Origin of the sequence: uncultured Helicobacter sp. (assembly GCF_937906905.1) — a bacterium.
Classification (GTDB): Bacteria; Campylobacterota; Campylobacteria; order Campylobacterales; family Helicobacteraceae; genus Helicobacter_B.
The window spans coordinates 1-20,969 of record NZ_CALERY010000024.1 but is presented as its reverse complement, the minus strand read 5'-3'; the positions used below and the strand labels follow the sequence as shown (position 1 = coordinate 20,969).

Here is a 20,969-nt window from a genome sequence, read left to right as displayed (position 1 = left end):
CTAGCTCGAATAGTGCTTAAAATCGCTAGTAGCCCAGCCTAATGAGCAACCCTACTCAATCGCAGGGTCGATAAGCTCACTCACTTGCAGGTAGAATTTCCCCACTCGTCCAACATGTGGAGGCAAAAAGCGCAAATCCTCCTGGTAAAGCGCATCATCAACAAAACAGGATTTCGCTTCAAGAAATATTGTGCTTTCTCCGCTGCCGCCCATACCACCCAAGGCACTCTCATCGCCATTCTCTCTCACACCAAAGCTCCTACACTCAAGCAGCTCGCAGAAATACGCCACTTTCACACCCTGCACGATAGGCGGATAGTCTCTATGCACGCTAAGTAGCGGGATAGAAAACGCGCTCGCTTCGCTGCTATCATAAGGCAGCTCGCTAGCAGTTCGCTCAAGCAGTGGCAGAAAATCCACCATGACAAAGCTAATCGTCGCCTTGCAAGTGGAGAGAAGATTGGTAAGCGTGTCTTTGGGGCTACCATCACTTTTAGTGCCTATACACAGCGAGAAAACTACAGGGTTTGAACTCACCACACCAAAAAAGCTAAAAGGTGCAAGATTGCTTGTGCCGCGCTCACTTATAGTGCTAATCCACGCGATTGGGCGCGGGGTAATTGTGTTGCTAAGGAGGCGATATTTGCTAAGTGCGCCTTGCGTAGAGAAATCAAGTAGCATGTATGGCTCCTTTAGGACAAGATTGAAGCGATGAGAGTGGGGGAAATGCGGCTTGGTGTGCTGGCATAGATGAAAAGTCGCGCAGCAAGGATTCTAGTGCATCTAGCACAATTTCTGGTGTGAGATCACGCATACAGCGGTGGTGGTCTGGGTTGTTTGCAGGAATAGGGCAAGTGCGCTTTTTGCATGGGGCGCATGGGGCGTAAATGCTTAGGATTCTAGCATTTGGGGCTTTCCAGGGCGATGTCTCACTGCTATTTGTGGGACCAAAAAGCGCAAGTGTAGGCACGCCAAGCGCGGCGGCAATGTGCATGGAGCCGCTATCATTTGTGATAAATGCTGAAAGCTCGCTCATTTGGCTCATGAGTGATTGAATGCTTGTTTTCCCACAAGCGTTGATGAAGCGCTCGCTTGGTGGATTCTCCTTGTGTGTCTGCGTATAAAGCGCTTTAGCTTGGTTGATAATCTCCTCTGCAAGCTCACTATCGCCAGCCACACCATAGAGCACGACTTGCTTACCCTGCCCTGCCAAATGCGCAGCAAGCCTGGCAAAATAGCGAGGCTCCCAGCATTTCGCGCTTCCATACGCAGCGCCCGGGTTTAGCCCTATACGAGATAAATCCCTAGAATCCACATTAGATTCTGGCGTATGAGAATCTAAGCATTGGGCATGTAGGCATAACGGCGGAATCGCATGAGAATCTAGTGATAACCCCGATGAAATAATGGGCGAGAGCAGATTTGCATAGCTTGCGACCTGATGTATCCCTTTAGGACGAGGGAGCGGGTGGGTGAGTAGTGCCTTACCTAGAGTTTTGCCTATACCTTTTGTGTAGCCTATACACATACGCGCACCACTTGCATAGAGCAAAAGCGCGGAGAAAAACCGATTTGTCAGTGTAATGGCAATATCAATCTCGCGCCCTTGCTCTGCATGCTTGATTGCGGTGCGTATCTCACGCCCAAATGCGCAAGTCGCGCCAAATCGCCCTAGAATTCTCACACCGCCTCCAGAGCGCTTACTCTCATCGATAAATACCCCTGCAATCCGCCTATCGTTAGCAAAAAGCTCCAGCACTGCACGCGGAGCAGCGAGATAGATTCTAGCCTGCGGAAAATGCGAGAATAGCAGCTCTAGGCATGGCGTGCTCATCACCCCATCACCCAGCCAGTTTGGCAAGCGTAGCAGGATTATAGGTGCTTGTGGGAGGCTTGATGTGCTTACAATGGATTCTGGGCTCTCTGGGGACTGCATGAGAGAATACTCCTAGACTTGGGATATAAGGCAATGTAGCAGAATCTATGACGCAAGGCTTAAATGATAATTTTAGCAACTTTGTTGTAATATCGCGCCATTTTAGATTCTGGAGAGAGAAATGGCAGACCTCATCACCCCGCGCACACTAAGTGGATTTCGCGATAGACTCCCTAGAGAAGCCATGGCTAAAGAAAAGCTCCTGCAACGCCTTTCAGGCGTATTTGAGAGCTTTGGCTTCGCGCCCATTGAGACCCCTCACCTAGAATACGCCGATATCCTCATCAAGCACGGCAGCGATGAAATCCAAAAAGAGCTTTATCGCTTCAAAGATCATGGAGGGCGCGATGTGGTGCTGCGATTTGACCAGACCGTCCCACTTGCACGCTTCATCTCCCAATATCGCAACGAGCTTGATCTGCCATTTAAACGCTTTGCGATTGGGAATGTATTCCGCGGAGAGAGGGCGCAGCGTGGGCGGTATCGGGAATTTACTCAGTGTGATTTTGATTTTATTGGGAGTGATTCTATCGCATGTGATGCGGAGATTATCCAAGTCATCTATGCTTCGCTTGCAGCGCTTGAAATCCACGAATTCACCATCTGGGTCAATCACCGAAGTATCTTAAATGGGATTTGCGAGCATTTTGGGATTACAGAGGTGGAGAGCTTCTTGCGCGCTATCGATAAGCTTGATAAAATCGGCACAGAAGGTGTGGCACAGGAGCTAGCCTCACTCATGCCAGCAGAAAAAATCGATGAAGTGCTCCATATCATCACCATGCGTCAAGTGGTGAGTATCGAGGAGTTTTTGGACTCTGTGGCGTATATGAAAGACTGGAATGCCCAGCTGAAAAAAGGTTTAGAAGAGCTTGAAGCGATGTTTGAGATTCTCAAGCATTTGGAAATGGATTCTAGTAAGGTGCGTATCGATTTAGCTATCGCGCGCGGGCTTGGCTACTATACAGGGATTGTGTATGAAACCACACTTGATCGGCTCAAAAACATCGGTAGCGTCTGCTCTGGTGGGCGCTACGATAATCTCACAAAATCATTTTCCAAAGAGCCTCTAAGTGGTGTGGGCGCGAGTATCGGGCTTGATAGACTGCTAGCAGCACTTGAAGAGCTAGGACTCACACTTGGAGCTAGCACAAGCGCGCGGGTGCTGATTGCCTGCATGGACAAAGGCTACTTCGGCTTTGCACATAAAGTCGCAGAATCGCTCCGCCGCAGCGGAATCTACACAGAAGTCTATCCTGAAGCCCAAAAGCTTAAAAAGCAACTCTCCTATGCCAACAACAAGGGTCATGAATACTGCCTCATCATCGGGGAGAGTGAGTTTAATAGCCATACATTCACGCTAAAAAACATGACCACAGGCATGCAGCTAGAGAGTTTAAGCTTCCTAAGAGCTTTAGAGATTATGCGTGATTAGAGCCAGGAATTTAGCTTTTTGCGAAAAATCGCTAATGTCTTTGACTCACTTATGTGATAGGTGTCTTAGGTTTATCTCCACGCTTACCTTTGACAAGCAGCCATTTTTCATCAAAAATCCCAGAATCCAGCGACTTAGCACAAGACAATCCCCGCCTCTAGCGCACAAATCCTGCCACAAGCAGGCTTTGTGCAAGGATAATGTTTTGCGCTGGATTCTAGGCATACTCTTTATAGTCTGCCACTTGCATGCCAGCGATACTATTCTCCTCCTTACTGACTACCACAAGTCCCCACCCCCTGATTTGCAGGGATTTCTCGTAAGCGAGAAGCTCGATGGCGTGCGTGGAATCTGGAATGGCAAAACACTAAAAACGCGTGGTGGTAAGATTCTCACTCCGCCTGCATGCTTCATTAAGGATTTTCCGCCATTTGCGCTAGATGGGGAGCTATGGATTGAGCGCGGAAGCTTCGAGGAAGTCGCGAGTATCACAAGCACATTATGCAAGGATTGCGCTTGTGATTCAACCCACACCCAAAGCAAAACCAACAATCTAGCACCATGGCAACAAAGCGCTTGGGGCAAGGTGCGCTACTATGTTTTTGATGTGCCAGATTCCGGGGGACAATTAGGGGTAAGCACAGAATCTAGCCAGCCCAAACACTTTCGCACACTCACCCAGCGCCTAAGCGTGCTAGAATCCTACCTTAAGCAACACCCCAACACGCCTATCCTTATCATCAAGCAAACACCAATCAACAGCCAAAAAGAGCTTTTCGCCCTGCTTGATGCACTCACCAAACAAGGTGCTGAAGGCTTGGTCCTACGCAAAGACGCTGCGCCCTACGAGAGAGGTCGCACAAGCAATGCCCTAAAGCTCAAGCGCTACGATGATGCTGAATGCAAAATCATCGCGCATAACCCCGGCAAAGGAAAATACCGCGGTATGCTAGGCTCAATCACCTGCGAGCAAGAGTTTGCGCCTGCACAATCCCAGCAAGACAAAGCCAACAAAAGCACCACAGCACCAAAAAGCGTGAAGAAAGTCCTGCATTTTAAAATCGGCAGTGGCTTTAGCGATGAGCAGCGGCAAAATCCCCCGCCACTTGGCACAATCATTACCTACAAACACTATGGCTTTACAAGAAATGGGGTTCCGCGCTTTGCGATTTTTCACAGAATCTACACACCATAAGCTTGACAGAGGGAAGCGCATGCAAGAAATCGTGCTAGTAAATTCCACACCTTTTGGCGATATCCCTACCCTGCGTGTGAGTGAGATCACCTATCTCCCACTACTCCCAGCCCTGCATAATGCCTTGCTAGATTCTGGTAGCGTGCGAGAATCCAAATCCAGCATGCCAAGCGACTCTTCGCCAAGCCCACAGGCTCTGCCACCCCGCCAAGCAGATTCTGCGCAAAGTGCGCTTGGGGCGGCTATTGATAATGCTATTGATGTAATGATTATGACTTCAAAACACGCAGTCTATGCCCTAGAGCAATCCATGAACTCCCATAATGAGCTTAAAGCACTATGGGAGAAAAGGGCGTTTGCCATAGGCTCTGGCACGGCAAATGCCCTTGAACAAGCAGGGATTGGTGTAGAGTTTGTAAGCCCTAGCGGACATGGAGCAAGCTTCTGTCAGGAGCTTATCACTAGGCTGCAAGGGCGGCGCGCACTTTATTTGCGCGCAAAGCATATTATCTCTGGGCTTGATAGCATGCTATCCCAAGCGCAAATCCCCCTTATACAAATCATCGCCTACACCAACACTCCCCTGCACCTGCCCAAATCCGCTAAACCACCGCGCGACTCGATTGTGATTTTTACCGCGCCTAGCAACTATCGCGCATTCATAGAAAATTTTGGCTGGGATAGCAGCTACACTGCGATTGCGATTGGGGAGAGCACATTTGCCGCATTTAGTCAAGACTCCCGCGCTAGAAGCTATATCAGCCCCAAGCAGACACTAGAATCCTGCGTAGCACTAGCCAAATCACTACGCAATACAACCAAGAGATAGATAAGGAGCTGCAAGTGAAGCAGGATTTTGCAAGGGCTTTGGGACATGGGATTTGCGCATGCTTAATCATCGCATTAGGAGGAGAGATTTTATATGCAGAGTCTCGCACGCGTGCGCTGCTTTGGCTAGATTATGAAAATGATGCAAATTTCAATAGTCGCGTGGATAAATACTACACTGCTGGGGTGAGCTTAGGGTTTGTCTCTAAGGAGTTTGTATCCCCTAGCGCCTGTGCGCCAAGCACATCAAATACACCAGAATCCACAAGCCGCACCGCTAGATTCTTGCGCGTATTTTCCGCCCAAGGGCTTATCGCGCTTGCCAAATCGCGCAAAACTAGCGCCCAGCAAAGCACCAATACCCCCACAAATGCTCGTGGCAAAACAGACGCACCAGATTCTAGCCAAGCCCCCACACTCTGCTCTTCACCTGCGCTTTTTAGCGCATTTGGCATGGCTATCACACAAGAAATGTATGCGCCAAAAGATAGATTCTCTCCTATCCCAAAAGCCCATGATCACCCCTATGGTGGTGCGCTGTATGCGAGATTTTTTGCGTTTAATCGTAGTGCGTATGTGTTTGAGAGTTTGGGGATTGATTTAGGGCTTGTGGGGAAGGCGGCACTTGCCAAGCAAACGCAAGATTTTATCCACGATCTCACCAATAACGCACGGCTTGCTGGCTGGGATACGCAGCTACGCAATGAATTTATCGCCAATCTCTCCTATGGCATAAGTGCAAGTATCCCGCAGGCGCTTAGATATAGCGCGCACTGGCTTGATCTCATGCCGCAATTCTCCCTAGCACTAGGCAATGCCAGAATCCATGCCCAAACAAGCTTACTGCTGCGGCTTGGCTATCATCTCTATGCCAATAACGCACCCTATCTCATAAACTCTGGCTTCATCACCCCGCCTAGCACAAATTCAAGTAGCTTTAGTTTCTATGGATTTGCTGGAGTGGGAGTGCGTGTAGTGGGGAGAAATATCTTCTTGCAGGGCAACACCTTTGCCCCACATTTTGCCACGCCACACAGCATCGATGTGCTGCCTGTTGTGGGGGAGTTTGTCTGGGGATTGGCACTGGAGTATAGGCGGTTTTTCTGCTCCTACGCAGTGGTGCATAGGAGCAAAGAGTTTGCCACACAAGATGGCTTTGTAAGCTTTGCTGGGATCACACTAGGGAGCAAAATCTAGCCCATAGATCTTAATGACATGCAGACTAAAATAACACAAACTAGGAGATTCTAGTAGCATACGCCAGAATCTACCAAGCCTTAAAACACATACGCATAGCTCACGCTTACAATAAGATTGCGACTTTTGTATTCCATATTAGTCGCCTGAGCGCCGACATTATCCTTGAAGCTTGCTGCAAGTGTGGGGATTTTGAAATTCAGCCCTGCGCGGTGGTGCTTGCCTATGCCAAGCTCTAGTCCTAGATTTACCGGTAGCACGAAGCCAGAGCCCATGTTTGTATCTGTGGTAGTCGTCGCTGCGCCCTCTGTGCTTGTGCTTGACTCCGTATGTGCAGCATACCCTGCCCCAATCCCTGCATACACCCCAAGGCTAGTGCCAGAGATTTGCACAAAATCCCAGACTACATCGATATTGGCACTGACCTGGTGGAGCGAAGTGAGGGCATTGGTTTTATTTGTCGTGGTGGTAGCACCACCTTGCTGACCACCGCCCTCTATCGTGGTTTCTGTAGAGTTTGAGCCATTAAAGCCATAGTTATAGGCTCCGTAGGCGCGAAGCCCAAAAGCATTATTGAAATAATATGTGTAGCCCGCCTTTAGCCCGATTGCGCCAAATGGATAGGTGGTGGTTTTTCTTGTTATATTTTCAGCCTGATTGCCAGCTTGAGGTAATGACTGCGTGGCAGCGAAATTTGTGATCATACCCACTTCCGCGCCTACAAACGCTCCGCTTTTGCTCTCATCTGCAAGCGCTTGGCTTGCGCTAAGTGCGAAAGCTAGTGCGCCAGATACTACAAGAGATTTTGTTTGTGTGAAGATTTGCATGAGTGTCCTTTGTGATTGTTAGATTTGAAGCGGTATAAGTTTAGAAAAAAAGGTAAATAATTTTTAAACAATCCAAAAACCCAAAATCGCCAAAAATCATGCCTTTCATGGCGATTTCATGCTACAATACGCGCTTTTACAAGGTTCAACCCCCTAGATCCAAGAGTAATCTAGCACTATCATTAAGGATTTTTATGCACGAGATTCAAGATCGATTCACACGCTCGCGACTACTCTTTGGCGAGGGATTCTCGCACATTGCAACAAAGCGCGCAATCATCTTTGGTGTGGGAGGCGTAGGGGGATTTGCGCTTGATGGGCTTTATCGCGCTGGATGCAGAAATATCACCATCGTCGATAAAGATTGCTTTGACATCACAAATCAAAACCGACAAATCGGTGCAGAATCCATAGGCAAAGTCAAAGTCAAAGTCCTAGAGCAGCTTTATCCAGGGGTAGTGGGGATTGAGGCACAGCTAGATTCTGCGTGGCTAGAGGGGTTTATGGCAGAATCTATGCAAAAATGTGCAGAAGCAGACACAGAAAAAAATAGCGCGGATTCTCACGCAAGCTCGTCCAGCGATAGCGCAAAGCAATTTTGCGGGTTTGACTATGTTATCGATGCTATCGATGACATACCTGCTAAAATCCTGCTCGCTAAGGCATGCGCGCACATGCCCTATGGGCGCTTCATCTGCTCCACAGGCAGTGCCAAAAAGCTAAACCCACTTGAAATAAAAGTCGCTAGCATTTGGAAAAGCTATGGCGATAAATTTGCCAGAAAGCTACGCGATGGGCTGAAAAAACAGGGCTTCAAAGGCGATTATAAAACAATCTTTAGCCCAGAGCCGCCCAAATGCAAAGGGCTTGGGAGCTTTAGCGCGGTTACGGCGAGCTTTGGGCTACAAATTGCTAGCGAAGTGATACGCGATATCCTTGCTAGCCACGCAATAAATCTAACTAAGGAGTAAATCATGCAAGCTTTGGAAGTGCTAGATAAACCAGAATCCACCCAATATGCGCCACTGCTCATGGGCAGCTGGGAAGATGATGATGGGGATTTGGATTGGGAAGATGATGAAGAGAGTTTTGATGAGTTTGATGATGAAGATGACTGGGGTGATCATAGTCAATATGATAGCGATGATTATGAAAATCCAGATTCCGAATACCAAGAATAAATCACAATAGCTCCATACCAACACGAAGGCACAACATGGCAAGCATCCCCAACACCCTAAAAATCGCCGCACTCCAGCATAGATTCTATGGCAATGCAGATGAGACATTTGCCTATATCCGCAAGGAGGTTTTACGCGCCAAACAGGAGAGTCAAGTCGAGCTTGTCGCACTCCAGGAGCTCCACCAGAGCGCGTATTTCTGCCAGCATGAAAATGTGGGGTTGTTTGACTTGGCAGAGAATTTTGAGCAAGAGATCACACGCTTTAGCGCCCTAGCCAAAGAAGCCCAGGTCGTGCTAGTAAGCTCGCTATTTGAAAAGCGCGCAAAGGGCTTGTATCACAATACTGCAGTCGTGTTTGAAAAAGACGGCTCTATTGCTGGGAAATATCGCAAAATGCATATCCCTGATGACCCAAGTTTCTATGAGAAATTCTACTTTACGCCCGGGGATTTGGGATTCTCGCCTATTGATACAAGTGTGGGGCGGCTTGGCGTGCTGGTATGCTGGGATCAGTGGTATCCAGAAGCTGCCAGAATCATGGCGCTAAAGGGTGCAGATATACTAATCTATCCTACTGCCATAGGCTTCACGCCAAGCGATAGATCCGATGAGAAATCCCGCCAACTAGACTCGTGGCAGATTATCCAGCGAAGCCACAGCGTGGCAAATGCCCTGCCGCTTATCGCCATAAATCGCGTGGGATTTGAGCCAGATTCTAGTAATGTAGGCGAGGGGATAGAGTTTTTTGGTCATAGTTTTGTAAGCGGCGCGCAGGGAGAGATACTCTGCAAAGCAGAATCCAACGAGCATACACTCATCTGTGAGATTGATCTCTCTCGCACACAAGATGTGCGCAGGATCTGGCCATTTCTGCGCGATCGCAGGATTGATGCCTATGGTGAGATTTTGCAGCGCTATTGCAGAGAATCTAGCTTGCTAGATTCTAGTGGTAATCCTCACAACTCCCGTTAAAAGGCGTGTATGTGAAAGATCTCCTCCTTCTTCTAACTAACCCAGCACTCATCAGTGTGCTTGCTATGTGCCTACTCTGCCTTGCGCGCTGCAATGTCCTGCTCGCACTCTTTGCTTCTGCACTCCTTGCTGGCGTGCTTAGTGGTAGTGGGCTGCAAGAAAGTTTGCAAGTTTTTATCAAAGGCATGAGCTCAAATCTCGAAATCGCCCTTAGCTACATTCTGCTAGGCTTCCTTGCTTCTGCCATTGCCAAAAGCAATATCATCGCAATCGCTATCTACAAGCTCACAGAGCTTTTTAGCAAAGGTGCAAAAGCTGGAGGCTCGGTAAAAACTAGTATCTTTATCTGTCTAGCCATCGCAGCCATCGCCTCCCTCTCGCAAAATCTAATCCCCGTGCATATCGCCTTTATCCCTATTCTTATTCCCCCATTGCTTGGCGTGTTTAATATGCTAAAAATCGATCGGCGTGCAGTGGCTTGCGCGCTAACATTTGGTCTGCAAGCTCCCTATATCACACTGCCTATTGGCTATGGATTACTATTTCATCAAACCTTAATCCGCGAGATGAATAAGCATGGCTTCTCTATCACGCTTGATGACACTGCAGGTGTGCTATGGATTGGTGGGCTGGCTATGCTGCTAGGGCTATTTATCGCGGTAGGGGTTTTCTACGCACGCCCTAGAATCTACCAAGAATGCGCGATTGAGAGCCACACCAAGCACATCAAAAGCGCACAAATCACCATGGCAGATGTGAGTATCATCATCGGCGCGGTAGTGGCATTTCTCGTGCAGCTCTATACCAACTCCATGCCTCTTGGCGCATTTAGTGGCGTAGTCATCATGCTGCTAGGAGGCGGAATCGCGTGGAGAAGCATGGATAATCTCGTGGATAGTGGGATCAAGCTCATGGGCTTTATTGCCTTTGTCATGCTGCTAGCAGCTGGATTTGGCGAGGTGCTGCGAAGCAGTGCTGCAGTAGATGGGCTTATTGAAATTGGTGCGGGGCTTGTTGGCGGGAAGCTTGGCGGGGCGTTGCTCATGATAGTGCTAGGGCTGTTTATCACTATGGGCATTGGCTCATCATTTGGCACAATCCCCATCATCGCGACATTCTTTTGCCCACTATGTGTGCAGCTGGGCTTTAGCACAGAGGCGACGATTCTGCTTATTGGCATTGCCGCAGCCATAGGCGATGCAGGCTCGCCAGCGAGTGATAGTACCATAGGACCGACCTCTGGGCTCAATGCTGATTCCAAACACGATCACATCTGGGATACTTGCGTGCCGACATTTATCGCTTTCAACATTCCATTGCTGCTTGCTGGTGTGATTGGCGCGCTTATCCTTGGATAAGCGCATTTGGGTTAATCAGCAGTAGCAAATTACCATGAAACCACATATCGCCATACTTGCGGATTTTGATACGACCAAACGCCCGCGCCCACATCGCATGATAGAGAGCCTAAAATCTATGGCTCATTTGTATGTCATCGCACGAGAGACCAGCCCAGAATCTGGTGCGCGCTGCTTTAGCTTCCCTGCCCCTACACACAACGCCCAAACCCGCACCAAAGAGCAAAATGAAAAAATCCGCTCCCTATGTGAGCAGGGCGATTTTGCCCCACTTATCTACACTAAAGAGCGTGAATGTATCCCCACAATCCTACGCTCACTGCCAAAACTTCATCTCATCATCGTCGAAGACATCGTGCTGCTGCCATTTGCCTGCGACTATAAGCGAGAATCTAGCGGTGGCAAGTGTAGAAAAGATGAAAATCATAATAGCTGCAAAATTTTGGTAGATCTGCGCGAATTTTATCCGCTTGAGTATGAAGACCCAGCATGGCTTAGCGGACTTGGGAAGCTTTTCTCTCACCTATGCACGCACTATCTCCCCCAAGCAGACGCCTGTCTCTGCGTGAGCGAGCCAATCGCTGCACGCTATGAGAGAGAGTTTGGTGTCAAAAGCACACTCTACTACTCATTACCGCCATTTTATAATCTCTCACCAAGCCCGATTGAGAGCTCCACTACGCCAGCTTCTCCCCTGCGACTTATCTATCATGGGCTTATTAGCGCAGAGCGAGGCTCTACAAATCTCCTAGAACTAGCGCGGCTGCTAGGCAGCGGCTATGAGCTCTCCTGCATGGTGCTAAGCAACAATACTGATTATCTTGCGCATTTTATACGCCAAGCGGAATCTATCCCCAATCTCACTATTCTCCCGCCCGTATGCCTTGAAGAAATCGTGCCTCGTTGCAATGAATTTGACATCGGCGTGATAAGCCTGCAAGACTCTAGCTTCAACAACAAAAATGCCATGCCAAATAAGCTTTTTGAATATATCCAAAGCAGGCTTTGTGTCATCTCCACGCCGCTAGATTCTCTGCGGACATTTTTCGCGCGCTATCCTGTGGGGCGCGTGGCGCAAGGGTATGGCGCACCAGAGCTTGCTCGCGCTATCACATCGCTCTCCTGCGAAGAGATTTTGGAGTATAAGCGCGCCTCGCACACATGCGCCAGAGAGCTAAGCCTAGAGACAAACGCGCAAAAAGCCCGTGATCTCGTGCGCGCACTGCTTGACTAGCTAGAATCCAATAGCAAGATTTGCTATAATGCGCGCTTGCTTACAGCGTGCGTTTTGCACACCAGGGACATACAAAAGCCAAGATAACAGCCAAAGGAGAGAGCATGCGAGTTACGATTATTGGGAGTGGATATGTGGGGCTAGTGGCAGGAGCATGCTTCGCACAAATGGGCAATGATGTCATTTGCCTAGACATTGATAAAGACAAAATTGCCAAACTACAAAAGGGCATAGTGCCTATTTATGAGCCGGGTTTGAGTGAGATGATTGTTGAGAATCAGTCTAAAGGCACCTTGCATTTTACGGATTCAAAACATGAAGCCATCAATGGAGCAGAGGCGATTTTCATCGCAGTTGGCACGCCTATGGGCGATGATGGAAGCGCAGATTTGCGTTTCGTGCATGCAGTAGCAAAAGATATCGGCGCACACTTACATAGCTATGCTGTGATCGTAGATAAATCCACCGTCCCCGTAGGCACTGCCAAAGCAGTGCGCAAAATCGTGCAAGAGCAGCTAGAATCCAGGGGCGTGGAAGTCGAGTTTGATGTCGTGAGCAACCCAGAATTTCTCAAAGAAGGTGTGGCGATAAAAGACTTCATGAGTCCAGATCGTGTGGTGATTGGCACGGATTCAAGCAGAGCACTTGAAGTGATGAAAGCCCTCTATGCGCCATTCCTATTAAAAAGCGATCGCCTTATCGCCATGGGGATAGAATCCGCCGAGATGACAAAATACGCCGCAAATGCCATGCTGGCAACAAAAATTAGCTTCATCAACGAGATGAGCCAAATCTGTGAGCGCGTTGGCGCAAATATCAATGATGTGCGCCATGGGATTGGATCGGATTCTCGTATTGGATATAGCTTTATTTATCCGGGCTGTGGGTATGGCGGGAGCTGCTTCCCTAAAGATGTAAAGGCGTTGGAAAAAACCGCGCTCGATCATGGCTACACGCCCAAAATTTTGCAAGCCATCGATGAAGTCAATGCCAAACAAAAATTCCTGCTTGTGGAGAAAATCACTACATACTTTGGGGAAAATCTCACAGGCAAGGTTATTGGCGTGTGGGGATTGGCGTTTAAACCAGAAACAGATGATATGCGAGAAGCCAGCTCGCTGGTGCTTATTAGCGAGCTAGTAAAGCGAGGGGCGAGAATCCAAGCCTACGACCCCAAAGCCACCGAGCAGGCGCGCTTTTATCTGCGGGAAAATTTAGATTCTATTAGCTTTGCTACAAGCAAATATGACGCGCTAAAAAATGCCGATATACTCGTGCTTGTAACAGAGTGGCGCGAGTTCCGCAGTCCAGATTTCGATGAAATCAAAAAACTCCTAAAAGCCCCTATAATCTTTGATGGGCGCAATATTTATCATCATCTAAGCCTAGAATCTAAAGGCTTCACATACTACCAAATCGGCGTGTCAAACACAACAATCTAAACTAGATTCTGGTGTGTCATAGATTCTCGCACACCAAGTCCATTCCTAAGGAAATCCATGCAAAACCCCACAAATACCAGCCAGCACCCAGCCTCGCAAACTGCCATTCAAAGCAGCACACCAAGTCTTGAAGAAAAGCTTACCCTGCGCCTAGAATCTTTGCGTGCGCACAAATCCAAAACCACCGCGCTAAACGATGAGCGCTCGCGCGCGTGGATTAGCAAAAATCTCTCGCTCATAGGAATCCCCACAAAGCTTGTGGATATATGTGTGGAAATTTTAGAGTATATGGGCGATACGCGACTTGTTTGGCTACATTTACAAGAATGCACAGGCTGCAGTGAGAGCTTACTACGCACGGAGGAGCCGGGATTTGATGTGCTGATATTTGATATATTTAAGCTGCATTATCACGATCTCGTGCTCGCTGCTAGCGGGCACAATGCCCATGAAATCCTGCACACCATAGAATCCACTCCCTATGTGCTGCTCGTAGAAGGCAGTGTGAGCATGGGCGAGCAGGAGGAGTATATCACGCTTGGCGGGAAAAGCGGCTACACAGAAGCAGCACATCTCATCGATCATGCTCAAGCGGTCTTTGCTGTGGGGACTTGCTCAAGCTATGGCGGAATCCAAACCGCTCACCCAAACCCAACCAACGGGCACGGGCTAAAGGAAGTATTTGACGCCAATATTGTGCATATCCCAGGCTGCCCACCGAGCGATAAAAATATCATCGGGAATCTGTTGTATTTCTACCTACTAGGCGAAACTCCACCGCTCGATGAGCTAGGACGCCCGCTATTTGCCTACGCCAAAAGCGTGCATGATCTGTGTGAGCGGAGGAATTTTTTTCTCTCTGGGGATTTTGTGCAGAGCTTTGATGACCCTGCTATGGCGCAGGGCTACTGCCTCTATAAAGTCGGCTGCAAAGGTCCCTATACCTTTAATAACTGCCCCAAAGTCAAGTTCAACGCAAAAACCAGCTGGCCCGTGCAAGCAGGACATGGCTGTATTGGGTGTAGCGAGCCAAATTTCTGGGATAATTTTGGGCTCATCGAAAAGCCAATTAGCAATGATTCAATCGCTGGATTTACACCTAGATTCTCCCAGCAAAGCGCCATGGACGCGGCGCTAGACTTGAGGATCACACAATGCGCAAAAGCAAAAGACATGGCAGAGTGCGGCATTGATCAAGGCGTATTTGTCAATTTGGACTCTAGCGAGATCTGCTTGGTGGATACACAAACCAATAAACGCTATCGTATCAATGTAGGCGAGACACGCCCAGCACAGATTTTAGAAGCCCTAGAATCTAAGAGCAAGCAGACAAAGCGCCTGTGCGAAAACTACCAAGCAAACTTCCCAACCCTCTATAACGCACTTAAAGCCATGGATACAAATCAAACCCCAAGTGAGCCTTGTGCTGATTTTTGCGCGCTGCTTGGGGGGTATTATGCGCTCTTAAAAGGAGAGACACTGCAATCTACTCATGCCACAGACTCTCTCATCAAAGAAGCGCAAAGCTTCGCCTATCCGCATGTAAGCCCATTGGGCTTCAAATGGAAAGAGCGAGCGAGCGAAGAAAGCGAGTCGGGCGGATATAATGGCGTGCTTGAGCTAGATTCTAGCAAAGCACTTAGCAATCTGCTTGCCTACTATATCGGCGGGCTTGATGTCGCAGGAGTAAGCTTTAGTATTGTAAGCGATTTGGGAATGGCATTTGGCGAGCTGCTACGCAAATGGAATGTGCAGGGGCAAATCATACTACAAGGAAGATTGTGCGCTTCTAGGGCATTTGTGCGCTCGGTAGTTAGGGCGCTACCAAGAGAGTGTGCGATTTCAATAGCATACTAGAATCTAGCGCATTGGTTTTGCGCGCTTTTAGAGTTTGTGCTTGGTGTCTATTGCTTCTCATAGCTTAGAAGCTTCGCCCAAGCCCACCCTACCCAGAGGCAGGGTAGAGAAAATTTGAAGCTAGATTCTAGTGATTAAAATGATGGCTTTGGTGTAGCTGCGGTGCTTGCGGGGAGAATAGGATAGGTGATGACTGGATATTTGCCAGTAAGCGCTTGGAAAAACTCCTCAATCTCTTTAGCCTCATCATCACTAACATCAATCCCTAGCTGAATCGCGCCCATTTCTTTAATCGCATCTTTAATGTCCCAATATTGACCATTATGGAAATACGGCGCTGTCTCCATAACATTGCGAAGAGACGGGGCTTTGACCATGCCATTTGCATCGCCCTTAAATCCACCCACTTTAGCAAATTTATAGGGCTTAACCACAGAAAATGCCTGCATAGAGCCGCCTAGGTTAATGTCTGTGTGGCAGGCGGTGCAGCCCTTATCGATAAAGGTATTAAGCCCTACAAGCTCACCTTTACTAAGAGCCTTTAGATTCCCATTTAGGAAGTCATCATAGCGGCTAGGCGTAACAAGCGTCATCTCAAACAATGCAATTGTATCAGCAATGAGCTTGAAGTCGATTTTGACATTATTGCCATAAGCAGCCTTAAACTCCTCGACATAGGCAGGGATAGAGTTGATACGATTAAGAATCTCTTTGGCAGTTGCAGCCATTTCGACAGGATTCTCAATAGGACCTTGGGCTTGATGACCAAGATCGCCAGCGCGTCCGTCCCAGAACTGCACGCTATTAAACACCGAATTATACACACTTGGTGAATTTAAGTGGCTTGGGTTTGATTGCCATTTATGCCCAATCGCCGTTGGCACCATATCTGCACCAGCTAGCCCTAGATTATGGCAGGTGTTGCAAGAGATGAGATTGGATTTTGAAAGTCTAGGGTCGAAATAAAGCTTTTTCCCTAGCTCTATTTGGGCTTGTGTGAGTTTAGGTTTATAGGCTTCAGCAAGCTTGTGCTGCTTGATTTGTGCTTGCTGATAGGCTGCGAGATCTTTGCCCTGTGGGATAGGCTTCAGCCCTGCGCCGCGCGCTTTCTCTAGCAGCTGCTTTGGCTCGATGGCTTGTTTCTCCCCAGTAGCTGCGCCCAGTGTGCTAGCGCCTAGCATACCAGCAATAGCGAAAGCTCGTATAGTCATGTTACGCATGGTGCTCCTTTGCGAAGTGATAGGCGCAAGTATAACGCAATTATTTTGATATTTTTTATCGTTTAGAAAAATCTATACCCAAAAATATTCCCCCAAATCTAAACAAATGCTAATAGCAAAAAAGCTAGAATCCACTCCCACAAGTGCAAAGATTCTAAGGAGAAAATATGGGCTACACGCATTTACATTTACACACAGAATATTCTATGCTTGATGGTGCTAATAAGCTAGAAGTGCTTGCTAAAAGGCTTAAAAGTCTTGGTATGACAAGTGTTGCCATGACAGATCACGGCAATATGTTTGGCGCGATAGACTTTTATACAAAAATGAAAAAGCAGGGCATCACGCCAATCATCGGTATCGAAGCTTATCTTCACAATGCTCCAGAGCTTGGCGATAAAAGCAAAAAGACCCGCCACCATCTCTGTCTCTATGCCAAAAATGAGCAAGGCTATAAAAATCTCATGTATCTAAGCTCACAAGCCTATATCCATGGCTTCTACTACTATCCTCGTATCAATAAAGACATCTTACGAAGCCATAGCGAGGGGCTGATTTGCTCATCTGCCTGTCTAGCAGGAGAAGTAAATTTCCACCTAAACCTAAGCGAGCGTAATGTCAAATACGGTGCAGGTGGCTATGAAGCGGCGAAAAAGGTGGCGCTCGAGTATAAAGAAATCTTTGGCGATGACTTTTATCTCGAGCTTATGCGGCATGGAATCCCAGAGCAAGAAGCCATCGATGAGCAGATTATTCGCCTCTCTCGAGAATGCAATATCAAGCTAATCGCTACCAATGACGCGCATTATGCGACAAAAGATGACGCAGAGTTCCAGGAGGTCGCGCAGTGTATAGGCATGGGCAAAACGCTCAATGACCAGAATCGCATGCGCCATAGCGTAACGGAGTTTTATGTCAAATCCCAAGAAGAAATGCTTAGAATCTTTGCTGATGTGCCCCAGGCGCTTGCCAATACCCAAGAAATCGCGGAAAAATGTGCTGGATTCTCACTTGACCTTAAAGACGAAAAAACCAACCCCCCTACCCCGCCAACATTTAAATTTACCAAAGAATACGCCACGGCTGAAGGGCTGGAGTTTGGGAGCGATGAAGAGTATTTCATCTACAAATCTAGACAGGGCTTAGAGCAGCGCTTGCAAAATATCCCAGAATCTAAACACCAAGAATACCGCGATAGGCTTGAATATGAAATAGAAGTCATCACAAAAATGAAATTCCCAGGCTATATGCTCATTGTATGGGATTTCATCAATCAAGCTAAAAAGATGGGCATACCCGTGGGTCCTGGGCGTGGGAGTGCGGCGGGGAGTCTTGTGGCATTTTGTCTAGAAATCACCAATATTGATCCTATGCGTTATGATTTGCTCTTTGAGCGATTCTTAAATCCAGAGCGCGTGAGTATGCCCGATATCGATACGGATTTCTGCCAGCGTAGGCGTGGTGAGATCATTAGCTATATGATTGAAAAATATGGCAAATATAATGTCGCTCAAGTCATCACCTTTGGCAAAATGCTTGCAAAGGGTGTGATACGCGATGTCGCTCGCGTGCTAGATATGCCTATAAAAGATGCCGATAGCTTTGCAAAATTGATCCCAGAAAAGCTGGGAATCACGCTAAAAGGCTATGAAAAAGATGGCAAATTTATCGAGGGCGCATGGGAGCTAGAGCCAAAGATACAAGAGCTAGTCGCAAGCGATCCGCTAGCGGCGAAAGTGTGGGAGTTTGCCCTAAAGCTAGAGGGCTTTAATCGCAATGCCGGCAAGCACGCAGCAGCTCTTGTGCTAGATAGTGAGCGAGAGCTCTGGCACAAAACCCCGCTTTATGTGAGCGAGAAAACCGATGGCGCGATCATCACGCAATACTCCATGAAATATCTCGAGGCAGTAGATCTCATCAAGTTTGACTTCTTGGGGCTAAAGACACTCACGGTGATTGATGATGCGTTAAAAATCATTGCCAGCCGCTATGACAAGCAAATAGACTTCCTGCAAGTTGATGTCAATGACGCAAAAGTCTATGAGATCCTCCAAAGTGGCGATACAATGGGGATCTTCCAAGTGGAATCTGGTATGTTCCAAGGGCTCAATCGCAGACTAAAGCCCACCAACTTTGAAGACATCATCGCCATCATCGCGCTTGGTCGTCCTGGACCTATGGATTCTGGTATGGTCGATGATTTTATCAATCGCAAACACGGCTTAGAGCCTATTGCTTATATGTTCCCAGAGCTTGAGCCAATCCTCAAACACACTTATGGGACAATCGTCTATCAAGAGCAGATTATGCAAATTGTGCAAGTGATTGCTGGATTCTCGCTAGGGGAGGCTGACCTTATCCGCCGCGCTATGGGGAAAAAAGATGAGCAAATCATGGCGGACAACAAACAGAAATTTACCCTTGGTGCGGAAAATAATGGGTTTGACAAACAAAAAGCAGCTGAATTATGGGAGCTAATCGTGCAGTTCGCAGGCTATGGATTCAACAAATCTCACTCCGCAGCCTACGCGATGATCACCTTTGAAACGGCGTATCTTAAGACTTACTATGAGCATGAGTTTATGGCAGCTCTGCTCACAAGCGAGTCAAACAAAATCGATAAAGTCGCAGAGTATGTCGAGGAAGCCAAACGGCGCGGTATGGAGACACTGTCACCGCATGTCAATCTCTCCGAGCTATTTTTCAGCGTTGTAGATTCTGGCGCGAAGCAAGCGGATTCTAGTCAAGCAGACTCTAGCGCGAAAAATCATGAGAAAAAGATTGTCTTCGGGCTTTGTGCGATTAAGGGTGCGGGCGAAGAAGTCATGGAAAATATCATCGAGTGTCGCAAAAAAGATGGCGAATTTAAGAGTTTAGAAGACTTTGTCGCGCGGGTAGATTTCTCCAAAATCTCTAAGCGCGTCATGGAGCCACTTATCAAATCTGGCAGTCTTGACAATCTAGGCTATACGCGCGCCACCATGCTCCAATATGTCGATGAGATTTGCGAGGCAGGGCGCAGTAAGCAGAAGTTTGATATAGAAAATTCGCTTTTCAGCGGATCAAAAGAGGAATTTGAGCATGTGCGTTTTAATTTCAGCGACAGAGAAGAGTTTGACCAAAAAAGCATTCTGGATTATGAATATGAATGTTTGGGGCTTTTTATCTCTGGGCACCCGCTAGATGAATACCGCAAAACTATCAACAAGATTAAAGGCATAGGGCGCTTAAATGCACTAGGTGAGCTAGAAGATGGCTCGAGTATCATGCTTGCGCTCAAAGTCAAAAGCATAGAGAAAAAAGTCTCAAAAAAGGGCAATATCTATGGTGTGCTAAATGCGATTGACCTCTCTGGAAATGCGAATATCACGATATTTGAAAGTATCATTGCTAAGCTTGAAAACATGGATCTCGAACAGCCCGTCGTGCTCAAGGGCAAGGTAGATTCTCGCGATGAGCGCAAGGAGTTTCGAGCGCTTGATGTGCTAAGCCTAGAGGAAGCCAAAGGCGAGAAAGTGCGCCTAAAATACAGCAAAAAGGAGGAGGACTCTAGTGCAGAGGAAGTGATCCCACTAGATATGAAACCCCAAGATATCACAGACGCGAGCTGCGCGCTGGGGATTGTGCTAGATAAAAATATCGACCCCTTTGACCTAGAATATGTCTCGCAATGCGCTAAGCGATACAGGGGCAACCAAGAGCTACATATCATCATTAAAGAAGCTGGTAAAAATTATGTATTTGTCAGTGATTTGAAAGTAAGTAGTGCGATACGAGATGAGCTTAGTCAATACGCGTGGGAAGAACGCAAACTAATCACACAAAGCTAAAGCTTGGGGCTAAACCAAGATACAGAGCAAATCACAAAACCAAAGTAAAGGAGCAATTATGGCGTGTGTTTTACAAATTGGAGCTGGTGGAGTTGGGGGCGTAGTAGCGCATAAAATGGCGATGAATAGGGAGAGCTTTACTCGCATTATCTTAGCTTCTCGCACACTAGATAAATGCAGAGCAATAGCGGATTCTATTAGAGAAAAGGGCTTAGGTGAGATTGAGATAGATTCTGTCGATGCCGATAGCGTAGAATCTGTGGTGGCTTTGATTGAAAAATATCGCCCAAAGCTTGTGGTAAATGTCGCATTGCCTTATCAAGATCTAGCAATTATGGAAGCGTGTTTGCGCACAAAAACGCATTATTTAGACACGGCAAACTATGAGCATCCAGACTCCGCACATTTTGAGTATAAAGAGCAGTGGGCGTATGATACGCGTTATAAACAAGCAG

The 20,969-nt window shown here is 47.6% G+C and carries 16 protein-coding genes and 1 pseudogene; 13 read left to right on the top strand and 4 right to left on the bottom strand.

The genetic code is table 11. The annotated features are described in order from the left end of the window. Positions 1-51: 51 nt before the first annotated feature. Together Q0171_RS06310 and waaF are read right to left on the bottom strand one after the other, a co-directional pair. Positions 52-681: a flavin reductase gene (locus Q0171_RS06310; RefSeq protein ID WP_299327924.1), complete on the bottom strand. Its 630-nt coding sequence runs from the start codon at positions 679-681 to the stop codon at positions 52-54. Beyond that, the gene (gene waaF / locus Q0171_RS06305) at positions 671-1,936 is read right to left on the bottom strand and encodes a lipopolysaccharide heptosyltransferase II (protein WP_299327922.1); all 1,266 of its coding nucleotides are present in this window, start codon (positions 1,934-1,936) and stop codon (positions 671-673) included. Before waaF ends, Q0171_RS06310 begins: the two co-directional genes overlap by 11 nt. Before the next feature lie 121 nt (positions 1,937-2,057). On the opposite strand from waaF, the gene hisS reads away from it, so the two are divergent. From hisS to Q0171_RS06285, 4 genes are read left to right on the top strand one after another with little or no spacing between them, the layout of a single operon-like run. Continuing rightward, positions 2,058-3,371 (top strand): histidine--tRNA ligase, encoded by a 1,314-nt coding sequence (hisS, locus tag Q0171_RS06300; RefSeq protein WP_299327920.1) that lies wholly within the window; start codon positions 2,058-2,060, stop codon positions 3,369-3,371. Between the two features lie 34 nt (positions 3,372-3,405). Further along, positions 3,406-4,566 (top strand): DNA ligase, encoded by a 1,161-nt coding sequence (locus tag Q0171_RS06295; protein WP_299327918.1) that lies wholly within the window; start codon positions 3,406-3,408, stop codon positions 4,564-4,566. After that, positions 4,520-5,395, top strand: coding sequence for a uroporphyrinogen-III synthase (locus tag Q0171_RS06290; protein WP_299327916.1), 876 nt, complete (start codon positions 4,520-4,522; stop codon positions 5,393-5,395). Before Q0171_RS06295 ends, Q0171_RS06290 begins: the two co-directional genes overlap by 47 nt. A 14-nt stretch (positions 5,396-5,409) precedes the next feature. Next, the gene (locus tag Q0171_RS06285) at positions 5,410-6,591 is read left to right on the top strand and encodes a lipid A deacylase LpxR family protein (RefSeq protein WP_299327914.1); all 1,182 of its coding nucleotides are present in this window, start codon (positions 5,410-5,412) and stop codon (positions 6,589-6,591) included. A gap of 80 nt (positions 6,592-6,671) precedes the next feature. Here the strand turns inward: Q0171_RS06285 and Q0171_RS06280 are convergent, their stop codons facing one another. Further along, positions 6,672-7,418 (bottom strand): outer membrane beta-barrel protein, encoded by a 747-nt coding sequence (locus tag Q0171_RS06280; protein ID WP_299327912.1) that lies wholly within the window; start codon positions 7,416-7,418, stop codon positions 6,672-6,674. Positions 7,419-7,612: 194 nt separating this feature from the next. On the opposite strand from Q0171_RS06280, the gene Q0171_RS06275 reads away from it, so the two are divergent. The 7 genes from Q0171_RS06275 (at position 7,613) to Q0171_RS06245 (ending at position 15,464) form a co-directional block, all read left to right on the top strand. Beyond that, positions 7,613-8,389: a ThiF family adenylyltransferase gene (locus tag Q0171_RS06275; RefSeq protein WP_299327910.1), complete on the top strand. Its 777-nt coding sequence runs from the start codon at positions 7,613-7,615 to the stop codon at positions 8,387-8,389. 3 nt (positions 8,390-8,392) lie between these two features. Then, entirely contained in the window at positions 8,393-8,599 is a 207-nt protein-coding gene (locus tag Q0171_RS06270) for a hypothetical protein (protein ID WP_299327908.1), read from the top strand. 35 nt (positions 8,600-8,634) lie between these two features. Then, the gene (locus tag Q0171_RS06265) at positions 8,635-9,573 is read left to right on the top strand and encodes a carbon-nitrogen hydrolase (RefSeq protein WP_299327906.1); all 939 of its coding nucleotides are present in this window, start codon (positions 8,635-8,637) and stop codon (positions 9,571-9,573) included. Positions 9,574-9,584: 11 nt separating this feature from the next. After that, entirely contained in the window at positions 9,585-10,931 is a 1,347-nt protein-coding gene (locus Q0171_RS06260) for a Na+/H+ antiporter NhaC family protein (RefSeq protein WP_299327904.1), read from the top strand. A gap of 34 nt (positions 10,932-10,965) precedes the next feature. After that, positions 10,966-12,165, top strand: a complete 1,200-nt coding sequence (locus tag Q0171_RS06255; protein WP_299327902.1) for a capsular biosynthesis protein — start codon at positions 10,966-10,968, stop codon at positions 12,163-12,165. A gap of 104 nt (positions 12,166-12,269) precedes the next feature. Further along, on the top strand, positions 12,270-13,607 hold the full coding sequence (locus Q0171_RS06250) for a UDP-glucose/GDP-mannose dehydrogenase family protein (protein WP_299327900.1): 1,338 nt from the start codon (positions 12,270-12,272) through the stop codon (positions 13,605-13,607). A gap of 57 nt (positions 13,608-13,664) precedes the next feature. Further along, positions 13,665-15,464, top strand: a complete 1,800-nt coding sequence (locus tag Q0171_RS06245) for a hydrogenase small subunit (RefSeq protein WP_299327898.1) — start codon at positions 13,665-13,667, stop codon at positions 15,462-15,464. 134 nt (positions 15,465-15,598) lie between these two features. Here Q0171_RS06245 and Q0171_RS06240 read toward each other — a convergent pair. Next, positions 15,599-16,585: pseudogene (locus tag Q0171_RS06240) on the bottom strand (cytochrome-c peroxidase); the annotation flags it as partial. Positions 16,586-16,851: 266 nt separating this feature from the next. On the opposite strand from Q0171_RS06240, the gene dnaE reads away from it, so the two are divergent. Then, positions 16,852-20,514 carry a DNA polymerase III subunit alpha gene (gene dnaE / locus Q0171_RS06235; protein ID WP_299327896.1) on the top strand — a complete coding sequence of 1,221 codons (3,663 nt, stop codon included), beginning with the start codon at positions 16,852-16,854 and terminating at the stop codon, positions 20,512-20,514. A 58-nt stretch (positions 20,515-20,572) separates the two neighbouring features. Next, a partial coding sequence (locus tag Q0171_RS06230) for a saccharopine dehydrogenase NADP-binding domain-containing protein (protein WP_299327894.1) occupies positions 20,573-20,969 on the top strand: 397 nt, incomplete at its 3' end.